Here is a 19161-nt window from a genome sequence, read left to right on the forward strand (position 1 = left end):
ACAATGACGCATAAACTGACGAAACGTGCTTTCCTGGGCTCCGCCGCCGCAGTGGGGGCGACCCTTGCGATGCCTGCGATCCCGGCACGGGCCGAGGGCGTGGACCTCGTCCTGTCGAGCTGGTTGCCGCCGCGCCACCCGATCGTGGTGGACGCGATCAAGCCCTGGGCGAAGGACATCGAGAAAGCGACCGAGGGCCGCGTGCGCATCCGCGTGCTCGCCAAGCCGCTGGGCTCGCCGCCAGCGCATTTCGACATGGCGCGCGATGGCGTGGCCGACATCACCTACGGTCTGCACAGCTTCACGCAGGATGACCGCTTCAAGAATTCGCGCGTTGGCCAGTTCAGCTTCCTCGGCAATGACGCCGTGTCGATGTCGGAAGCCTTCTGGACCGTCTATACCGAGAAGCTCGGCGCCGAGAAGGAACATGCCGGCACCCATCTGCTGGGCCTGTTCAACCATGGCCCCGGGATGGTCCACAACAACAAGCGTCCGATCAACAAGATCGAAGACCTGCAGGGTCTGAAGATGCGTGTGCCGGGCGGCTACATCGCCGATCTGATGAGCCATTTCGGCGTCGAGACGATCTTCACCCCGTCGGGCGAAGTCTATGAAAAGCTCTCGCGCGGCGTCGTCGATGGCGTGACCTTCCCCTATGACGCGATCGCCTCGTTCAACCTCGCGGATTACCTGAAATACACCACCACGATCCCGGGCGGCATCTACAACACCACCTGGTTCCTGGTGATGAATTCCGGCAAGTGGGACGCGATTTCCCCGGCCGATCAGGAGGCGATCAACAAGCTCTCCGGGCTCGCCTTCGCAACCCGCGTCGGCAAGGCGTGGAACGGCGCGGACGAGCGCGGCAAGAAGGCAGCGAAAGAGGGTGGCATGGTCGCCGAGACCGCGCCGCAAGGCGTGCTCGACGCGATCAAGCAAGAGGCCAGCGTGCTCGAAGGGCAGTGGGCCGACAGCCTGGGCGGCGACTATGACGGTCGCGCCGCGCTTGCCGAGTTCCGCAAGATGACGGGCGTGGACGTATGATCGCACGCGGCCGCTTCGTTCTCGAGGCAATCGCCGCGGGCCTGGTGACGGGGTTGATCCTCGTCACCTGTTTCGACGTGGTCGGCAGGTATCTGTTCAACAACCCGCTGACCGGCGCCTACGAGATCACCCAGGTGCTTCTCGGCGCGCTCGTCTTCGTCGCGATGCCTCTCACCACGGGCAAGGGAGGCCATGTCGAGGTCGACCTGCTGATGCCGATCCTGCCGCCGGCGCTGCGGCGTATGCTCGGGCGGATCGGGAGCGCGATCGCGGCGCTCGTCATGCTCTATTTCGCATGGCGGCTGGTGATCCTGACACAGGATCAGTTCCACACGCAGCTCGCGACCTCGGGTCTCGGGATCAAACTCTGGTATTTCGGTGTGATCGGCGTACTCAGCTTCGCCGTCTCCGCCCTTGTCGCGGTGCTTCGGAGGCCGGAATGACGATATCTCTCGTGGCATTCGCCATACTTCTGGCGCTGGTCTTCCTGCGCGTGCCGATCGCCTTCGCGATGGCGCTTGTCGGCGGGGCCGGGTTCGCATGGATGCGCGGCGCCGAGGCGGCCGGCTCGATGGTCGGCAGCGCCGTCTTCGAGACCGGGATGAACTATTCGCTTTCGGTCGTGCCGCTCTTCATCTTCATGGGCAATGTGCTGGCCGGATCGGGGATCGCCAGCGGTCTCTTCACGGGCGCCGACCGGGTCTTCGGGCGGATGCGTGGCGGGCTCGCGATGGCCACGATCCTCAGCTGCGGCGGCTTCTCCGCGGTCTGCGGTTCGTCGCTCGCGACCGCGGCCACGATGTCGAAGGTCGCGATGCCCTCGATGCGCCGCTTCGGCTATCACGACTCGCTCGCCACCGGCGCCATCGCCGCGGGCGGCACGCTGGGTATTCTGATCCCGCCCTCGGTCATCATGATCATCTTCGGTCTTCTGACCGAGAGCGACATCGGCAAGCTGTTCATCGCGGGGATCGTTCCCGGTGTTCTCGGCATAGGTCTGTATCTCGTGTCGGTCATGGTCGCAGTGCGGCTGAACCCGAAACTCGCCCCGGAAGTGCGCGAGCCCCTTGCCATGAAGCGGCAGGACATCGTCGGCGTGCTCGCGACGCTCGGGCTGTTTGTCTTCATCATGGTGGGCATCTATGGCGGGTTCTTCACCCCGATCGAGGCCGCCGGCATGGGCGCCGCTGCGGCCGTCTTGATCGCGGCTGCGGTCGGCGGTCTGAGGCTCGGCGCGCTCTGGCGGGCGCTCACCGATGCGGCAATCGCCTCCGCGATGATCTTCGCTATCGTCATCGGAGCCGAGATCTTCGGCAATTTCGTTACCTTCGCGGGCCTGCCCGACGCGCTGGCCGAACTGGTCTACAATCTCGGGCTGGGCGGCTACGAGGTGATTATCATCATCGTACTGATCTACATGCTGCTGGGCATGGTGCTCGAGAGCCTGTCGATGATCCTGCTGACGGTGCCGATCTTCTACCCGGTGATCTACCAGCTCGATTTCGGTTCAGGGCTCTTGGCCGATCCCGACAATGCGTTGATCTGGTTCGCCGTGATCGTCGTGGTCGCGACGGAGATCTCGCTGATCACGCCGCCTGTTGGCATGAATGTCTTCGTGCTGCGCTCGGTTCTGCCGGACGTGACGCTGGGCACGATGTTTCGTGGCATCCTGTGGTTCTGGGTGGCAGATGTCGTGCGGATCTCGCTGATCGTGGCCTTCCCGGTGATCTCTCTCTGGCTGGTCGGCTAGTCCCGCTCGGGCTCGGTACGGATATCGAGCTCGAGCGTGTCGATCAGCGCATTCACCCCGGCTTCGAGCCCGGCGCGCGCTTCCTCGGGCAGGGCGGAGAGCATCGTCTGGGCACGGGCGTTCACCTTGGGCCGGGCCTCGCCATAAAGCGCACGGCCCGCCTCGGTGCATTCATACTCACGCAGCCGCCGATCGCTGTCGGGCACGAAGCGCCGGATCAGCCCGCGCGCTTCGAGACGCGCCGCTGCCCGGCTTACCTGAACCTTGTCGAGCGTGGTGCGGCGCGCGATGTCGAGCGATGAAATCCGGCCGACCCCGTCGAGGATCGACATCAGCCTCCATTCCTCTCGCGTAAGCCCGTATTCGCGCGCATAGACATCCTGGAGATTGCGCGAGAAGGCCTCGGCGGCGATCGCGAGACGGTAGGGAAAGAATTCCTCGAGCTTCATGCGGTGCAAATCCTCCTCGGGGCAGGATGGCAGTGTTTCATGTGCAATGAAATGACTTTCGTTAGGCCGCTCCCGACGCGCTCTGCGCTCAGATCGGCAGCGGCGCGTCCTGCTTGAACTGGTGCATGACGATCTGGCTCTGCACCCGGGCGACGGTGGGATGGGCAAGCAGCACGTCGTGGATCAGCCGATGCAGCGCTGCCAGATCCGCGCAGTAGACGCGCAGCAGATAATCCGCCTCCCCCGTCAGGGTCCAAGCGGAGGTGATCTCGGGCTGCAAGGAGACGAGGCGCGAGAATTGCTGCGCCGGTTCCGCCCCGTGTCGCTGCATCTGCACCTGCACGAAGGCTTGCACGGCAAGCCCAAGCCGCGCCGCATCGAGCCGCGCGCCGTAGCCGCGGATCAGCCCCTCGGCCTCGAGCCGCTGCCGCCTGCGCCCCACTTGGCTTGGCGAAAGGTTCAGCCGCTCGCTCAAGTCCTGCGAGGTTAGCTGGGCATTCTGCTGCAGTTCCGCGAGCAGACGTTTGTCGATATGGTCGATCATGCGGAGATTTAGCGCCGAATTCCACCTGAATGCAATATTTCCGCAAAAATTGGCGCCCCTGTGCGCTACTTCGCGCGGAACGAGCATTCGTCCCAGGCTACCCTCTTCTTAGCGCAAACAGGAGGAGAAACCCATGGGACCGTTCCCCCACGACGCCCCGCAATCCACCATCACCGAGGAGAATCCCGCTGGCACGGACGGGTTCGAATTCGTCGAATTCGCACATCCCGATCCGCAGGAACTGCGCGACCTCTTCGCGAAGATGGGCTATGAGCATGTAGCGAACCACAAATCGAAGCCGGTCGAGCTTTGGCAGCAGGGCGACATCACCTATGTCATCAACGCTGACCCCGACAGCTTCGCGGCCCGTTTCGTGGAAGAGCACGGGCCCTGCGCCCCCTCGATGGCATGGCGCGTCGTCGATGCGCAGCACGCCTTCGATCACGCGGTGAAGAACGGCGCGGAGCCCTACGAGGGCACGGACAAGACCGTCGACTGGCCCGCGATCAAGGGAATCGGCGGCAGCCTGATCTATTTCACCGACCAATATTACGACACCTCGCCCTATAACGCGGAATTCGACTGGCTGAAGACGTCGAAGCCGAAGGGCGTGGGCTTCTATTATCTCGACCACCTGACCCACAATGTCTTCAAGGGCAACATGGACAAGTGGTTCAACTTCTACGGCGATCTCTTCAATTTCCGCGAGATCCGGTTCTTCGACATCGAGGGAAAATATACCGGCCTCTATTCCCGGGCGCTGACCTCGCCCTGCGGGCGCATCCGCATCCCGATCAACGAGGATCGCGGCGAAACCGGCCAGATCGTCTCCTATCTCAAGAAATACAAGGGCGAGGGCATCCAGCACATCGCCGTGGGCGCGCGCGACATCTACGAGGCGACCGACGCGATCGCCGATCGCGGGATCCGCTTCATGCCTGCCCCTCCCGAAACCTATTACGAGCTCAGCCATGACCGCGTGACCGGGCATGAGGAGCCGGTCGATCGGATGAAGAAGCACGGCATCCTGATCGACGGCGAGGGCGTCCTCGGCGGCGGCGAGACCAAGATTCTGTTGCAGATATTCTCGAAGACGGTAATCGGGCCGATTTTCTTCGAATTCATCCAGCGCAAGGGCGACGATGGGTTCGGCGAAGGCAACTTCAAGGCGCTCTTCGAGTCGATCGAGCGCGAGCAGATCGAAAGCGGCGAACTCGTCGCCGAATGATCGCGCCACAAATCCAAGTTGCGACGGGGCAGGCTGGAGCCTGCCCCGTATGCATTTCGGCGGCGCTGCGGACGGAACCTTGCCGCTCAGCGAAATCCAAAAGCACGCACCACGCCGAGCAGAGCCTGGCGAGCTCGACGATCGGTCGGAGCCGGTTGGGTTGTTTGGGCCCGGGAACCGGCGGCGCCATGCAGAAAGTTCGATCAACTCTCCGTTATCGAAGCTGAAGGTCCGGAATTCCTCAGGTGAATGCTGCCGTCTTCCTTTGATAGCAAATAGGTATTCGAGAGAATTTATTTTTCAAAAAGACTTTCCTGTGCGCCCGGGGCCGGATCGCAAGCCCTCCGGCCCCAATTACAAACAGGCGGAGATTTTCATGACGGAGCCTTCTATCGAAATCGAATACTTGGATGACGGGGCGATCCGACTGCGCAAAGGCGCGTGGTCGGACAAGGTGCCGCGATCGCAGATTGAGCGCTGGGCGGACCATTATGAGTTGATGCATCGAAATAACAGCAATGCCGGGTATCTCGAAATGGCCCGCGCGCTGCGGGAAGCCAGGGCGAAGTTTCTGCTTTGATTGGCTGAGCGGACAGAGAAAAATCCGCTGAGAAAAACCTGAAAGAGTGCGCCGAGGCAGATCAGTTGGGCCTTGTCGGCGTCCGCTCTTTCATTCCGAATCCACAAATCGTAAGCTTCGGCAAAACGGCTCAGAATACGCCATCGGGATCGGCGCAAAATAAACTGAACTTGTCAGGAGGCGAAGATTGGATCAGCTGCGTGTAATCGAAGACCGCTTGCAGCGCCTTAATCGGATCACCGATTGGAAATTCGCCTTGGGTTTGCACATTCGCTTTGCCAATCCGACCCTGAGCTATGTGACCTACCCGAAAGAATGGGTGGATTACTACACCGAAAAACAGCTCGTTTTCGTGGACCCGACCGTCCGATGGGCGATTTCCAATCAGGGTATTTGCGATTGGGCGGACCTCTCCGACGGCGATGAGAGTGACGTGTTCGGCGCCGCTTCGCGTTTTGGATTGCGTTACGGGAAGGTCATTGCACTTGGGGAATTGGACCGTTCCATTGGCTTCTTTGCCCATCCTTCTCGTCCGATCACGCAGGAGGAGATCGAGCAGGCTCAATCGCTAATGCAGGAGCTTCACGACGTCACCCGCGATGCGTTGGACATGTCCGAGAAGGAACTCGAGGAGCTTCGCCAGATCCCGGTGTTGCCCTAAGCCGGGGTTCTTGGGCCAGACCCCAGAGACCCCAACACCAATGCCAATCTAGCAGAGCCGCAGAGTCTAATGGGCTGCCCGCGCCCCAGCAGTTGCGGTGCGGGCAGCCCCCGATGTTGCGAGCGGCGTTTACCGTCAGGCGGCGCGGATCTGGGACGGTTGGTCCCGCTCCACCCACGAACCGTTTTCATAGCGCGCCGTGATCCGGCCCGCATCGTCCATCGCCTGCAGCGACAACCAGCCATTGTCGAACAGCGCCTTGAGTTGCGGATGCCGCTCCAGCACGTCGGTGATCGCCTCGGTCGGGGCCGCGACGACCACCGAGAGCCGCAGCGGATCATGCCGCAGCCGCTCGCCGTCATGCATCGATTGCATCGGCAACCCGACCCGCAGATCGCCGCCATTGCCCTCGAACACACCGATGCCGCCGACCACGTTGTGCAACAGCTTGTTGCCCGCCCCGAACACCTCGGGCGCGGTGGCGGAGCTGTTATATTGCAGCGCGATCCAGCTGGTGACGACGGCAGGGGCGGTCAGGATCAGCTCGAGCGTGGAAAAGCCCGCATCCTGCCGCCAGTCGTAATCGTGCAGGAAAGCTCGCCCACCCAGATCGCAGCCCCTGCTCCGCGCCCTGGGGGCCACGATGAAGGCGCGGCAACCGGCCAGCCCCCATTCGGGCCGCAACTCGGACCAGTCCTTGCCCCGCCGGGGCAGATCGGCCTCCGACCCGGCGCGGGGGAGGGTCTGCGCCCGCGCCGTCCGGGCGATCTGGCCCGCCTTCGCGAGCGCTGTTTGCAACTGCGCCAGATGCGCCCGTGGCACCGCAGCCGTCCCGTCCTCGAACAGCCGTAGCTCGTCGCTGACTGTATCATGCAGCCCGGCAAGGAACCGCGTCTCCGGCGGGATCGCGATGCCGTTCCGGGACAGTCCCTTGCGCACCACCGGATCGTTGAGCAGTTCCGCGAGCAACCGCGCGTTCACATCGCCCGCATGGCCGCCACAGGCCCCGCATTGCAGCGCGCTCGCATGCGGTGCGTTGGTGACATGCGCGCCGTGACCCGCGATCAGGACCAGCGGCGCGAAATCGGAGGTGAGCGACATCGCCTGCAGCACCCGGCCCGCCAGCGCGATCCGCTCATCGGAGGGCAGGTCAAGCGCGGGCACGGGCTCGGGGATCGGTGCCGTTTCCTGCGCCATCGCCGACCCGAAAAGCTTGCCCAGATACAGCGGCCCGGCCGCTTCCACGAAGGCGAAGGACGACACCGCGGCCAGCTTGAACCGGCCCCAAGCGCGGGTGGCGCGCCGGGCGATCCGCGCGGCCTGATCGGCCTTGTCGCTCACCGCGACTTGCGACTCGACCCCTGTTTCCAGCAGCACTGGCGCCCGCGCGTCGCGCTGGTCCGAGGCCAGCCCGCGATGGGCGATCGGCAGACCGAAGAAGCCCGCGAAGCCGCGCGTCTGAACGCCGGGATCGGCGGCTTCCAAGGCCCGCCGGAAGGGTTCGGACCGCACGTCGATGCAAAAGACCGCCTGGATGTCGGGTGCCTGTGCGCCGGGCCGTTCGTCCGCCGCTGCGAGCGTTTCCGCCAAGGCCCGTTCTTCGGCCCGGTCCGCGGCCTCTTGCAGTGCAAGATCGATGCGCAGATCGAGGCTTGGATCCAGCGGCGCGGCATGGTCTTTCAGCGCCCGCGTCCACGGGGCGGAGAGCCGGTCGCGGAAACACTCCAGCAGCGCCACCTCCCACGCGAGCCGGATCACCAGCATCTCGAACGCCAGCGCATTGCGCTCTCCCTTCAGCCCGTCCGCCCAGCCAAGCCCGCGCGCATATTGCGCCCAGCCGCCAAGGCTCATCGCGAGCCGATGCAGGTATAGTGGCGCGGCCTCGGTGCTCAGACCAAGCCGGCCCGTCAGTTCCGCGAAGGCGGCGCGCGCATCCGTGGGCAGGCTCGCCGCGAAGGCGCAGAAGCCGCGCAGCCCGTGCAGACCCGGCGTCAGGTCGCGCAGCGCGAACGCTCGCCACGCCTTGAAGGCCGCGCCTTCGGGCGCAGGCCAGAGCGCTTGCCCCTTGTCGAAATGCCCGCCGGCCCAGAGACCGACCCGGTCCGCGATCAGCGCAGGCCAGTCCTGTCCGGTCTCCTTCGCGGCCAGATCGGCCAGCGTCGGATCGGGTCGATACGCGGGCGAGGGGGCGTGAAGCGCCTTTCGCACCTGATCGGGGTCGAGCCCGGCCTCGATCGCGGCGGTCGAAATATCCTGCTGCGTGAGCCGCCCGGCCTCTAGCCACTGGGCTATTGCCTCGCGCGGGGCGGTCGTCCGGGCGCCCGCCACCCGCGCCAGCCGGGTCGCGGCCTGAAGACGGCTCTCTCCGGCCTGACCGAGATAGGGGTTCACCGCCACCGTCGCCTCCAGCCCGAAGGCGGGCGGGATCTGAGCCAGCGTCTTTTCGGCTGCGGCAAAGAGTTGCAAGGTCGCGCCGGGGAATTGATAGCTGTGGAAACTCATAGCCTTAACCTTTCTTGAGGGACGTCTGCCCGATCAGCCGATCGGTGAGCGCATTAAGATAGAGACCGTTCATGAGGTGGACCCGCAGCCCCGCCGCAGCCGGATGGCTGCCCCAGAGCGGGAAGGTCGCCTGCGCCCAGGCCGCGAGGCCGAAGCCTGCGATCGTCAGGAGCATCACCAGCCAGATCAGCGGGTCGGCCGGGGGCGGGGGCGGCAGGGTGCCCGCCGAGAGCGCATTTGCCCCCCAATGCAGCGCGAAATAACCAAGGGTCGCGCCCAGAGACATCAGCGTCGTGCGCCAGAACAGCGGCCACGGCGCGGCCTCCGCCAGCCCCTGAGCGATCAGGTAGGCGACGCCGAAGACGAGGATCGCCCCCAACGCGATCGCCTGTGGCGGCTCGTGCCAGAGCCCGGAGAGCGCGAGCGCCCCGCCGTAGATTGCGAGCGAAAGAAGGAAGGCGCGCAGCACCGCTCCGGCGCCCGGCACCGCGACCGGGCCGGGTCGGCGCTGCTGCGCCACCGCGGCGACCGCGCTGCCCGAGGACAGGAAGGCATGCGCCTTGTAAAGCGAATGCGCCACGATATGAAGCAGCGCCAGCGGAAACAGCGCCAGTCCGCATTGCAGCACCATGAAGCTCATCTGCGCGCAGGTGGACCACGCAAGCGAGGTCTTCACTGCCGATTGCGTCGTCGCCACTGCCGCCGCGATGAGTGCGCTGAGCCCGCCGACCAGCGCCAGCACCGCGAGGACGCCGGGCGCGGCGAGCATCACGTCGGCAAAGCGGATCAGCAGGAAGCCCCCTGCATTGACCACGCCCGCATGCATCAGTGCCGAGACCGGGGTTGGGGCCTCCATCACCTCGGTCAGCCAGCCATGGGTGGGGATCAGCGCCGATTTGAACACCGCAGCGACGCCCAGAAGCCCCGCCACGACCCAAAGCGTCTGCGGCCCTTGCCCGTCGCGCGCGGCCTCGAGGATGCGCGCGATGTCGGTGGTCCCGAAGCCATAGGCGAGAAGGCTCACCGCGACCAGCAGGGCACCGCTCGCGACCAACCCGCTGAGCGATTTCTTCCGCGCGGCGCGTTGCGCGCCGGGGCGCTCTGGATAGAACAGCAGCAACCGGTGCAGACCGGTGCCGACCGCGATCCATGCGATCACCAGCTGGAACAGGTTGCCCGCCACCACGAGCGCAAGCACACAGGCGAGTGTCAGGCTCATCCAGCCCATGAACCAGCTTTGCCGCGCTTCGCCATCGAGCGCGACCCGCGAAAAGCGCAGCACCACCCAGCCGACGAAGCCGACGGTCAGTGCCAGCGAGATGCTGACGATGTCGATGCGCGCAGAGAGACCGATGCCCGCCATGCCTATGAGCGGGCTCGTCGTCGGCCCCGACAGCGCAAGCATCACCGCCGCGCTCACCGTCGCGAGCAGCCCCAGAAGTGAGGCCAACTCCGGCCCACGCAGTCGCGCTCCGGCCCGCTCCGCAGGCCTCAGAAGCAAATCAGTGCCGACCGCGATCAAAAGCGCAGCGGGCAGCAGCAAGAGATAAGACATGGCAACCTCCAGTTCGTTCCCGGGAGAGGTAGCGGCGGCTTAGTGTGAATAAAAATTCATTGTTTGTGGGTTTTCGTTCTGTTTAATAGAACGATGTCAGAGTTGAACTACCATCATCTGCGCTATTTCCACGAAGTCGCGAAGGACGGGAACCTGACGCGCACGGCGGAGCGTCTGAACGTTTCGCAATCGGCACTCTCGACGCAGATCCGCACATTTGAGGCACGGATCGGTCACCAATTGTTCGAGCGGCGCGGGCGGCAGTTGGTGCTGACCGAGGTCGGGCATATCGCGCTCGACTATTCGGAGCGGATTTTCGAGGCGGGCGAAGAGCTTGCGGCCACGTTGCGACAGGCCTCGGCGGGACGTCAGGCGGTGAGGATCGGCGCGCTCTCCACGCTTTCGCGCAATTTCCAGATCGGATTTCTCGCGCCGCTCATCGGGCGCACGGATGTGGAGATCGTGCTGCGTTCGGGCAACGGGAGCGTCCTGTTCGAGGCGCTGCAGGCGATGGCGCTCGACGTGGTGCTGACGACAGAGCCGCCGGCGCGCGACGTGTTCTCGAGCTTCGTCGCGCATCGCGTCGCCGAACAGAAAGTCTTGCTGCACGGCACGCCGCACCGGCTGCGGCATGCCACGCTCGAGGAGATGCTGAGCGAGGAGCCCGTGATCCTGCCGACCGACAGTTCGATCCGGACCGGCTTCGACAGCCTGATCACCCGGCTCGGGCTGCGTCCGCAAGTGGCGGCGGAGGTTGATGACATGGCGATGATCCGCCTTCTGGCCCGCGAGGATGCGGGGCTTGCGATCACGCCCGCCGTCGTTCTGGCCGACGAGCTTCGCGACGGGTTGCTGGTGACCGCACCGTTCGATCTCGATATCGGCGAGGATTTCTACGCGGTGACGCTGCAGCGCCGCTTTCCGAACCCGGTGGTCACGGACCTGATCGAGAAGGCGCGGGAGGCAGAGGCGTCCGGTCGCGGTTGATCCAGGGAAACGCGGGACAATGGCGCGCGCGACCTTGCTGGACAAGAACGCGAAAAGGCGGCTCGAAAGCCGCCTTTTCTTTTGGTCTCGAGCCCAGTCGGTCTCAGTAGACGCCGTAGGTCGTCTCGTCGAGCTTGTCGTAGATCTCTGAGCGCGCAAGCGCGGCCAGCGCGTCCACATCGGTCGTGTCCACCTTGGCGAGCAGCCCGTCCCACTTGTCGACGAGCGCCTTGAACTCGGTGAGGATCGCTTCGGGATCCTTCACGCCGCGATCCTTGGCATTGGCGATCAGCGTGGCTTCATCGGCGACCACGAATTCGGCCAGCGCATCTTTCAGGGCCTGATCCGGCTCGGCCACGGCCATGCCGTTCTCTTTCGCCGAGTTCACGGCCTTCTCGACATCCTTGTCGAAGGCGATGCGGTGCTCTGCGAGGTAATAGGCCATCTCATTGAACAGCACGCGGCGGTTCTCGGGCGAGAGCGACTGCCAGAAGGCGACGTTGTAGCCCCATTCGAACCCGGCGTAGTAGTTGCCGATCGCGAGCGTGTTCATGTCGGTGACGACATCCTTCAGGCTGAAGCTGTCGAGCGCATCCGCCGCCGCGACCGCACAATCGAGCGAGCCGGCGTCAAGCCCGGTATACATCTCGCTCGACGGCATCGAGACCGGTACGGCGCCTACGAATTCCGCGAAGCGCGACCACGCGCCGCCCGCCATGCGCAGGCGCTTGCCCTTGATATCGGCCAGCGTGCGGACCGGGGTGTTGCACTGCATGAAGTACTGCGAGGTCGAATAGCCCCCGCCATAGACCACACCATTGGCTTTCCACTCCGCCAGCTGGGCGGGGTTCGTCAGGCCGAACTCGGTCGAGGCGAAAGCCATGACCAGCGGGTCGGTGTTGTAGAAAGCCATGTTGCCGATGAGATTGTCGATCGGCAGCTCGGAGGGGGTGTAGGTCCCGGCGTGATAGGTGACCTGCGCGATCCCGTCGCGCACGCCCTGCAGCGAGGAGGCCGGCGGCAGCAGCGAGCCTGCGGAGAACACGGTGAAATTGATCTCGCCATCGGTCTCTTCCGCGACCTTCTTGGCGAATTCCACGTAGGGGCCGCGCACCATCGAGTGGCGCTCGGCGAAGAAATGGTTGGCGTTGTAGTCTGCCGCGCTCGCCACGGTCGCGGTGGTCATCATCGCGAAGGCGATCGCCGCGGTCTTCATCGTCGACGTCATGTTCACAGGTTTCCTCCCTTTGGAACGGTAAATGAGTTGTCGTTTCACCCGGCCATCAGCGCGGGCAGGTAGAGGCTGAGCGCCGGAAACGCGATCAGCAGGATGAGCGTCAGCAGGTCCATCGCGATGAACCAGGTCGTGCCGGAGATGATGTTGCCGAGCTTCACCTTCCCCGACAGCGCGCTGTGCAGGACATAGAGGTTGAGCCCCACAGGCGGCGTCACGAGGCCGATCTCCAGGAGTTTGATCGTGATGATGCCGAACCAGATCAGGTTGATGTCGGCGGCTTCCAGCACCGGCAGCAGGATCGGCAGAGTCAGCAGCATCAGGCCGATCGAGTCGATCACCATGCCGAGGATCACGAACAGCCCCGCCACCATCAGGATGATCACCACCTTGTCGTCGGAGACGGCGAGCATCGCGTTGGTCAGCGAGCGCGGCACGCCGGACAGCCCCATGAAGCGGGTGAACATGATCGCCCCGATCGACAGGAAAAAGATCGAGGAGGTGGCGACGACCGTCTGGCGGATCGCGGCGCGCATCGCCTCCCATGTCAGGCTCCGGCGCAGCAGCGCGATCAGAACGGCGAGAGTCGCTCCCATTCCGCCCGCCTCGGTCGGTGTGAAGAAGCCCCCGAATATGCCGCCAAGGACGCCCATGATCAGGACCGGGAACGGCCAGACCGACCACAGCAGGCTCAGGAAGCGGCGCATGTCGAACGGCTCGGCGGTGCGCGGGGCGAGTTTCGGGTTTACCGCGCAGCGCACGGTGATCATTCCCATGTAGATCAGCGCGGATATCAGGCCCGGCACGACGCCCGCGATGAACAGCTGGCCGATCGACTGCTCGGTGAAGATCCCGTAGAGCACCATCAGGATCGACGGCGGGATCAGCGAGCCGAGCGTGCCCGAAGCGGCCACGACGCCGGTCGCGAGCGACGGGTGATACTTCGCGCGCAGCATTTCGGGCACGGCGATGCGCGACATCGCGGCGGTGGTCGCGATGCTCGAGCCCGACGCCGCCGCGAACAGTCCGCAGGCGCCGACGCTGGCCGAGGCGAGACCGCCCGGCACCCGCGCCAGCAGCATCTTAAGCAGGTCGAAGGCGCCACTCGTCAGCCCGGTATTGGCGGCGACGAAGCCCATCAGCAGGAACATCGGGATCGCGGTCAGCGACCAATCCCCGATGAAGCTGAAGGGCAGGGCGCTCACGATGCCGAAAGCGGCGGTCAGGTTCAGCATCGATGCGATGCCGATGAAGGAGACGATCATCAAGGCGATGCCGATCGACATCCGCAGCGCGAGAAGTCCGAACAGGCTTGCGACGCCGATCCACCCAATGGTCAACATGCTCATGCCGCGGACTCCGTATCATGCAGTTTGGTGACGGGTTTGCCTTGCACAAGCAGCACGGCGCGCAAGAGTGCCGCCACGGCCGCAAGCCCGAAACCCAACGGCAACATGCAACGGGCGGGCCAGACGATGATCTCGCGGCTGCCCATCACGACTTCGCCGACCTTGAAGGCGCGGACCGCGTCGAGACCCGTGCGCCACGTCATCACCGACAGGATCGCCGCGGTCGCGAAGAAGGTGATCAGCAGGCTGATCCGCTGGAGCCAGTCGGGAAAATGGTTGAACAGCAGATCGACGCTGATCTGCTCGTCGTCATATTCGACCAGCGCCATCGGCAGCATGACGATCGCGACCATGTAATAATAGGACGAGATCTCGACCGTTCCCTGGATCGGGGCGTTACAGAACACCTTCAGCACCACGTCGAGCGTGATGTTGCCCATCATCACGATGATGCCCAGCCCGCCTACGAGCATCAGCCCGTGAGTCAGTCGCCGAAACGCTCGATCAATGAATCCTCTCTGCACCGGTCACCTCCCCGCGATCTTGTGCGCCGGCCAGAGCATTCCTGACGGGGACTACCTATTCAAATAGCAAAGCTTGATCGGGTGATCGCGGTTCGTTATCGCTCCGGGGAGGACGACAGGGAGAGATACTCATGGGCCCAACGCGCATCGGCATTCGCCACTTGCGCTACACGATCGCGGTCGCGGATGCGGGTGGTTTCCGCGCCGCCGCCGAGGCGCTCAACATCGCGCAGCCGGCGATCAGCAAGACGATTCAGGACACCGAGACCGATCTTGGTTTTGCGATCTTCCGGCGCAGCGCGACCGTGTTCGAGATCACCGAGGCAGGACGGATCTTTCTGGAGGATGCGCGCCTGACCCTTGCGACGTTCGAGCGCACGATCCGCGCCTCGCGGCAGAACGTGCTCGGCGCGCGCGGGCATATCATCGTGGGCTATTCCGCACTGGCCTCGTCGTCGCAGATTTCCGCCGGGCTGGATCGGTTCCACCAGAGCTATCCGGGCTGTCAGGTGGAGATGCACGTGATGTCGACGGACACGATGATGCGGAACCTGAAATCGGGCGAGATCGATATCGGCTTCCTGCTGGCGCATGACAGCGTGCAAGACCCGGCCGTCGCGCAGGAGCCTATCTGGTCCACCCGGATCGGCGTCGTCGTGCCGCGCGATGTCGAGGCGCTGTCGCTCGAGGCGCTGCGCGAGCGGTCCTTCGTGATGGGCCTGCGGGAGAACTGGCGCTCGTTCCGGGCCCTGCTCGACACGGCCTTCGCACAGGGCGGTCTCGATCCGGTGGTCGTCGACGAAGCGTGGGACGTGCAGGTGATCTTCCAGCGCGTCGCGGAGGGGCGGGGCCTGACCTTCTACCCGATCAGCGCCGCCGACAGTCTGCCGGCCGCGCTGAAAATTCTCCCGGTGCCGGGCTGGAGCCCGGAGCTGACGATCGCGATGGCCTGGAGCAAGGTGGTCGACACGAAATTGCTGCAGGATTTCCGTACGATCTTCCTAGGCTGACACCGCGGCGGGGGTGATCCAATTTCGCGATCACCCGATCACACAAGCCTATTTGAACCTCGCGGAACACCTGACGTCTTATGGCGCCGCAAATGCCGACTGCCAGTGTGAGACCCGATGGATTACGATACCGACCCTGCGCCCTTTGACCTCAAGGGTTCCCGCACGGGTGTGCTGTTGCTGCACGGGTTCACGAGCACGCCCCAAAGCGTGGCCCATGTCGCGCATGGCCTGCATCGGCTCAGCGGGGCGAGCGTCCGCGTGCCGCTGCTGGCCGGTCACGGCACGACACCGGAGGAACTGGCGCAGACCGGATATCGGGACTGGCTGGCCTCGGCGGAGGCGGCGCTCGCGACGCTGCGGCAGGAGTGCGACCGGATCGTTGTGGCGGGGCTGTCTCTCGGCGGGACCATCGCCCTCAACCTCGCGATCCGCTTTCCTGATCGGGTCGATCGCGTCGTGACGATCAACGGCTCGACCGGGCTCTATCGCCCCGATCAGGTTGCGAGCCTCTTCGGCGATCGACCCGAGCCGTTCCAGCGCGGCATCGGTTCGGATATCCGCCATCCCGACCGGCGCGAAATCTGTTACGACCGGATTCCGTCCACCACGATGCGCGAACGCTTCGTGCTGACCTGTGCCACGGGCGCGATGCTGCCGGAGTTGCGCCAGCCGATCCTGGTCTTCCAGTCCCGCATCGATCATGTCGTCGCCCCCGAGAATGGGCTGCGGATCCTGCGCGATGTCGGATCTTCGGATGTCGGACTGGTCTGGCTGGAGAACTCGTTCCACGTCGCGACCCTCGACCACGACCGCGATTTGCTGGTCGAGAAGATCGGGGAATTCATCCTCGCGAACAGGCGATAAAGCGCGCGCAGCAGGGAAGTATCTGGCAGGAGTGTTTCTCCATCGACCTGAAGTCGCCCCAGCGTTGTGCAATGGGCAAGGGCTTCAGCTCGGCCCTGAGCCGCCACCGTTGGAATTTTAGGGATATTTCACGAACGCACGCAAATTCGTGAATACTTGCGAAAAAACAAAACCCGTGCAAACCTCGCCTATACAGGGGGAGGAGAGTGGGTTTCCGCTTTTGAGGAGAAGCTGGAAGCCTTGGCTATCACGCCGTCTCACGAAGTCGCGATGTTCTTGGAGGAGTGCCATCGCGTGTTTTCGACCTCCCTCTCATTCGGCCCCGCGTCCGTCGGGGTCGCAACCAAAACGGGGAGGAACCATGAAACATCTGACCACTCGCAGACATGCGTTGCGCACTCTTGCGGCGGCGGGCGCTGCCAGCCTTGCCGCGCCGCATATCGCCTCGGCCCAAGCCAACGGCACGACCTGGAAGATCCAGACCTCGTGGCCGGGTGGTGTCGGCCTTCAGACCTTCAAGGACTGGTGCGCCACCATTCAGGAAAAGACCGGCGGCGAACTGGCCTTCCAGCCTTTCGGCGCCAATGACGTCGTGGGCGACTTCCAGCTTTACGACGCGGTGAAGAACGGCGTGCTCGACGCGGTCAACCCGTTCACCATCTACGTGCAGGGCATCATCCCGGCGGGCGTGTTCCTGACGTCCTATCCGCTCGGCCTGCGCAATCCGCACGAATTCGACGTGTTCTATTACGGCCTCGGCGGGCTGGAAATGGCGCGCGAGCTTTATGCGGCGCAAGGCATGTATTTCGTGGGCCCCGTCCACCACGGCCCGAACATCATCCACTCGAAGGTGCCGATCCGGTCGATCGACGACTTCCGCGGTCGCAAGATGCGCCTTCCCGGCGGCATGGTCGCCGACGTCTTCGGCGAAATCGGGGCGGAGACCACCGTGCTTCCGGGCTCGGAAATCTTCCCCGCGCTGGAGAAGGGCACGATCGACGTGGCTGACTATGTGGGCCCTGCGGTGAACTACGCGCTCGGCTTCAGTCAGGTGACCAGCTATATCTCGATGGGCCCGCCCGGCATGATGTCGCTCTACCAGCCGGTCGACATCATGGACATCACCGTGGGCATGGATGCGTGGAACAAGCTCAGCCCGCAGATGAAGCAGTTCGTCGAAATGGAAACCCACGTCTATTCCGACATGCATCACGCGGCGATCCAGAAGGCCGACCAGGAAGCCTGGGCAAAGTTCGAGGCCGACGGGACCGAGGTCACGCGCCTCAGCCAGGACGATGTGGAGCTGATGACCGAAGTCGCCGTCCCGATCTGGTTCAAGTACGCGAACCGCGACAAGGACAGCGCGCGGATATTCAAGACGCAGCTCGATTACATGATGTCCGGCTCGCTCGGCTATGTGACGCCCGATCTGGTCGACGGGCTGGAACTGAAGCTCTGATTTGATCTCGAAGACAGTCTGACGGGCCCGCCCTCTGGCGCGGGCCCGGTTCAACTGATGGCCGGGCATGTCCCGACAACAGGGGGTGGGCAATGCCCAATATCGACTTCACTCTACCGCATTGGGCCTATTGGGCAGGGTTGATCCTGTTTCCGATCATTGCGGCGTCTCTGGCCAACAGGCCACGCAAGACGGAGCGGCGCTATTCGCTCTCCTTGGGCTATTTCATTCTCGTGACCGGGGGGATGCTGGGACTGCATCGGTTCTATGTGAAAAGCCTGCTGGGCTTTCTCTTCATTCCTGTCTTCATCGCCATTCTTTACGCGAATGCACAGGGCCATAACGCGCGCGGCACGGTTTCGGACATGTCGAACGTGGTGCGCATGGCCGAGCGTTCTCTGAGCCGCGAGCAGGAGCGGGTCGACACCGCGCACGCCGATCTTCCGAAGCTGCGCGAGGAGCTGGCCGCCGCCGAAGAGGGCAGCTTTGCGCAGAAGCGCGCGCAGCGAAATGTCGATCGCGCCGAGAAGCGGGTCGCGGATGGCGAGTCGCTGATCGAACAGGCTCAGGCCGATCTCACAGAGGCGCGCCCGAAGAGGGACGCCGCCGCCGCCGTGCTCGCAAAATGGCGCAGCATCTCGAAATACGCTTTCTGGGTGCTGCTTGCGGGGATCGTCATTGACGCGCTCCTGCTTCCGATGCTGGTGCGGCGCGCCAACGCCTCGCTGCCCGAGCATGACGAGGAAAGCGAGGTCGAGCGGCGTCTCGAAGCGCTCGAGGAAGAGGAGATGAAAGACGATTCCCGCCATGTCTCGAAAGGATGGACAGGCTGGATCGATCGGATTTCGCTCAAGGCGGGCGAGTTCGTCAGCTATTGGGCGATCATCGCGGTCTTCGTCTATTACTTCGAGGTCATCAGCCGCTACGTCTTCAACAGCCCGACGAACTGGGCGCATGAGGCGATGTATCTGATGTTCGGGATGCAGTACCTGATCTCGGGTGCCTACGCGATGCTGACCGAGAGCCATGTGCGCGTCGACATCTTCTACGCGCCGCTGTCGAAACCCCGCAAGGCGTGGGTCGATCTGCTGACCTCGGTCTTCTTCTTCATCTTCGCGGGCACGCTTCTGGTGACGTCGTGGATCTTTGCGATGGATGCGATCGCCGTGCCCACGGGCAACGGGCTCATCTCGCAATGGGCGCGCGGCGAAATTCCGACCGGCGAGATGCTGGCGAACTGGAATCTCGGACAATGGACCGATGCGAATGTCCGCTGGGGCGAGATCAGCTTCAACGAATGGGAGGTGCCTCTGTGGCCGATGAAATGGGTCATGGTGATCGGCGCTCTGCTGCTTGTTCTGCAGGGCATTTCAAAATTCGCGCAGGATCTGCGGGTCGTGATGGGCAGGGGCTGATAC

The 19161-nt window shown here is 64.0% G+C and carries 18 protein-coding genes; 11 read left to right on the forward strand and 7 right to left on the reverse strand.

From position 1 onward, the window contains the following. Positions 1–3 precede the first annotated feature (3 nt). From B6V73_RS03555 to B6V73_RS03565, 3 genes are read left to right on the forward strand one after another with little or no spacing between them, the layout of a single operon-like run. Complete coding sequence (locus B6V73_RS03555; protein WP_075777560.1) at positions 4–1044, forward strand: TRAP transporter substrate-binding protein; 1041 nt, start codon at positions 4–6, stop codon at positions 1042–1044. Continuing rightward, positions 1041–1487: a TRAP transporter small permease gene (locus tag B6V73_RS03560; RefSeq protein WP_088724546.1), complete on the forward strand. Its 447-nt coding sequence runs from the start codon at positions 1041–1043 to the stop codon at positions 1485–1487. The genes B6V73_RS03555 and B6V73_RS03560 overlap by 4 nt, the downstream gene beginning before the upstream one ends. After that, positions 1484–2794 carry a TRAP transporter large permease gene (locus B6V73_RS03565; protein ID WP_088724547.1) on the forward strand — a complete coding sequence of 437 codons (1311 nt, stop codon included), beginning with the start codon at positions 1484–1486 and terminating at the stop codon, positions 2792–2794. The genes B6V73_RS03560 and B6V73_RS03565 overlap by 4 nt, the downstream gene beginning before the upstream one ends. Here the strand turns inward: B6V73_RS03565 and B6V73_RS03570 are convergent. Together B6V73_RS03570 and B6V73_RS03575 are read right to left on the reverse strand one after the other, a co-directional pair. Then, entirely contained in the window at positions 2791–3243 is a 453-nt protein-coding gene (locus B6V73_RS03570) for a MarR family transcriptional regulator (RefSeq protein ID WP_075777563.1), read from the reverse strand. The genes B6V73_RS03565 and B6V73_RS03570 overlap by 4 nt on opposite strands. An 88-nt stretch (positions 3244–3331) precedes the next feature. Next, positions 3332–3787 carry an Lrp/AsnC family transcriptional regulator gene (locus tag B6V73_RS03575; protein ID WP_075777564.1) on the reverse strand — a complete coding sequence of 152 codons (456 nt, stop codon included), beginning with the start codon at positions 3785–3787 and terminating at the stop codon, positions 3332–3334. A 133-nt stretch (positions 3788–3920) separates the two neighbouring features. Between B6V73_RS03575 and hppD the strand changes: the two genes are divergently transcribed. The 3 genes from hppD to B6V73_RS03590 all read left to right on the forward strand — a co-directional run bounded on the left by hppD (position 3921) and on the right by B6V73_RS03590 (position 6256). Beyond that, positions 3921–5015, forward strand: a complete 1095-nt coding sequence (gene hppD, locus B6V73_RS03580) for a 4-hydroxyphenylpyruvate dioxygenase (protein ID WP_088724548.1) — start codon at positions 3921–3923, stop codon at positions 5013–5015. 49 nt (positions 5016–5064) lie between these two features. Next, the gene (locus B6V73_RS20400; RefSeq protein ID WP_143597861.1) at positions 5065–5595 is read left to right on the forward strand and encodes a hypothetical protein; all 531 of its coding nucleotides are present in this window, start codon (positions 5065–5067) and stop codon (positions 5593–5595) included. A 187-nt stretch (positions 5596–5782) separates the two neighbouring features. Then, positions 5783–6256, forward strand: coding sequence for an autoinducer binding domain-containing protein (locus tag B6V73_RS03590; RefSeq protein WP_088719244.1), 474 nt, complete (start codon positions 5783–5785; stop codon positions 6254–6256). A gap of 135 nt (positions 6257–6391) precedes the next feature. Here the strand turns inward: B6V73_RS03590 and B6V73_RS03595 are convergent, their stop codons facing one another. Both B6V73_RS03595 and B6V73_RS03600 read right to left on the reverse strand, forming a co-directional pair. Next, complete coding sequence (locus tag B6V73_RS03595) at positions 6392–8758, reverse strand: DUF2309 domain-containing protein (RefSeq protein WP_088724549.1); 2367 nt, start codon at positions 8756–8758, stop codon at positions 6392–6394. Between the two features lie 4 nt (positions 8759–8762). Next, a complete protein-coding gene (locus tag B6V73_RS03600; RefSeq protein WP_075776431.1) occupies positions 8763–10313 on the reverse strand; it encodes a proton-conducting transporter membrane subunit in 1551 nt (516 codons plus the stop codon). A 93-nt stretch (positions 10314–10406) separates the two neighbouring features. Between B6V73_RS03600 and B6V73_RS03605 the strand changes: the two genes are divergently transcribed. Further along, positions 10407–11300, forward strand: a complete 894-nt coding sequence (locus tag B6V73_RS03605) for a LysR family transcriptional regulator (protein WP_088724550.1) — start codon at positions 10407–10409, stop codon at positions 11298–11300. Between the two features lie 103 nt (positions 11301–11403). Here B6V73_RS03605 and B6V73_RS03610 read toward each other — a convergent pair whose 3' ends face one another. The 3 genes from B6V73_RS03610 to B6V73_RS03620 are packed head-to-tail and all read right to left on the reverse strand — an operon-like array spanning position 11404 to position 14407. After that, positions 11404–12528 carry a C4-dicarboxylate TRAP transporter substrate-binding protein gene (locus tag B6V73_RS03610; protein WP_088724551.1) on the reverse strand — a complete coding sequence of 375 codons (1125 nt, stop codon included), beginning with the start codon at positions 12526–12528 and terminating at the stop codon, positions 11404–11406. A 44-nt stretch (positions 12529–12572) separates the two neighbouring features. Then, positions 12573–13883: a TRAP transporter large permease gene (locus tag B6V73_RS03615; RefSeq protein WP_088724552.1), complete on the reverse strand. Its 1311-nt coding sequence runs from the start codon at positions 13881–13883 to the stop codon at positions 12573–12575. Further along, entirely contained in the window at positions 13880–14407 is a 528-nt protein-coding gene (locus B6V73_RS03620) for a TRAP transporter small permease subunit (protein WP_143597862.1), read from the reverse strand. The genes B6V73_RS03615 and B6V73_RS03620 overlap by 4 nt, the downstream gene beginning before the upstream one ends. Positions 14408–14538: 131 nt before the next feature. On the opposite strand from B6V73_RS03620, the gene B6V73_RS03625 reads away from it, so the two are divergent. The 4 genes from B6V73_RS03625 to B6V73_RS03640 all read left to right on the forward strand — a co-directional run bounded on the left by B6V73_RS03625 (position 14539) and on the right by B6V73_RS03640 (position 19158). Next, positions 14539–15417: a LysR substrate-binding domain-containing protein gene (locus B6V73_RS03625; protein WP_088724554.1), complete on the forward strand. Its 879-nt coding sequence runs from the start codon at positions 14539–14541 to the stop codon at positions 15415–15417. A 117-nt stretch (positions 15418–15534) separates the two neighbouring features. After that, positions 15535–16284, forward strand: a complete 750-nt coding sequence (locus B6V73_RS03630) for an alpha/beta fold hydrolase (protein ID WP_088724555.1) — start codon at positions 15535–15537, stop codon at positions 16282–16284. 361 nt (positions 16285–16645) lie between these two features. Next, positions 16646–17743, forward strand: a complete 1098-nt coding sequence (gene dctP / locus B6V73_RS03635) for a TRAP transporter substrate-binding protein DctP (RefSeq protein WP_088722061.1) — start codon at positions 16646–16648, stop codon at positions 17741–17743. 92 nt (positions 17744–17835) lie between these two features. Further along, complete coding sequence (locus tag B6V73_RS03640) at positions 17836–19158, forward strand: TRAP transporter small permease subunit (protein ID WP_088724556.1); 1323 nt, start codon at positions 17836–17838, stop codon at positions 19156–19158. Positions 19159–19161 lie beyond the last annotated feature (3 nt).

Source organism: Thioclava sp. JM3 (assembly GCF_002213185.1).
GTDB lineage: Bacteria > Pseudomonadota > Alphaproteobacteria > Rhodobacterales > Rhodobacteraceae > Thioclava > Thioclava nitratireducens.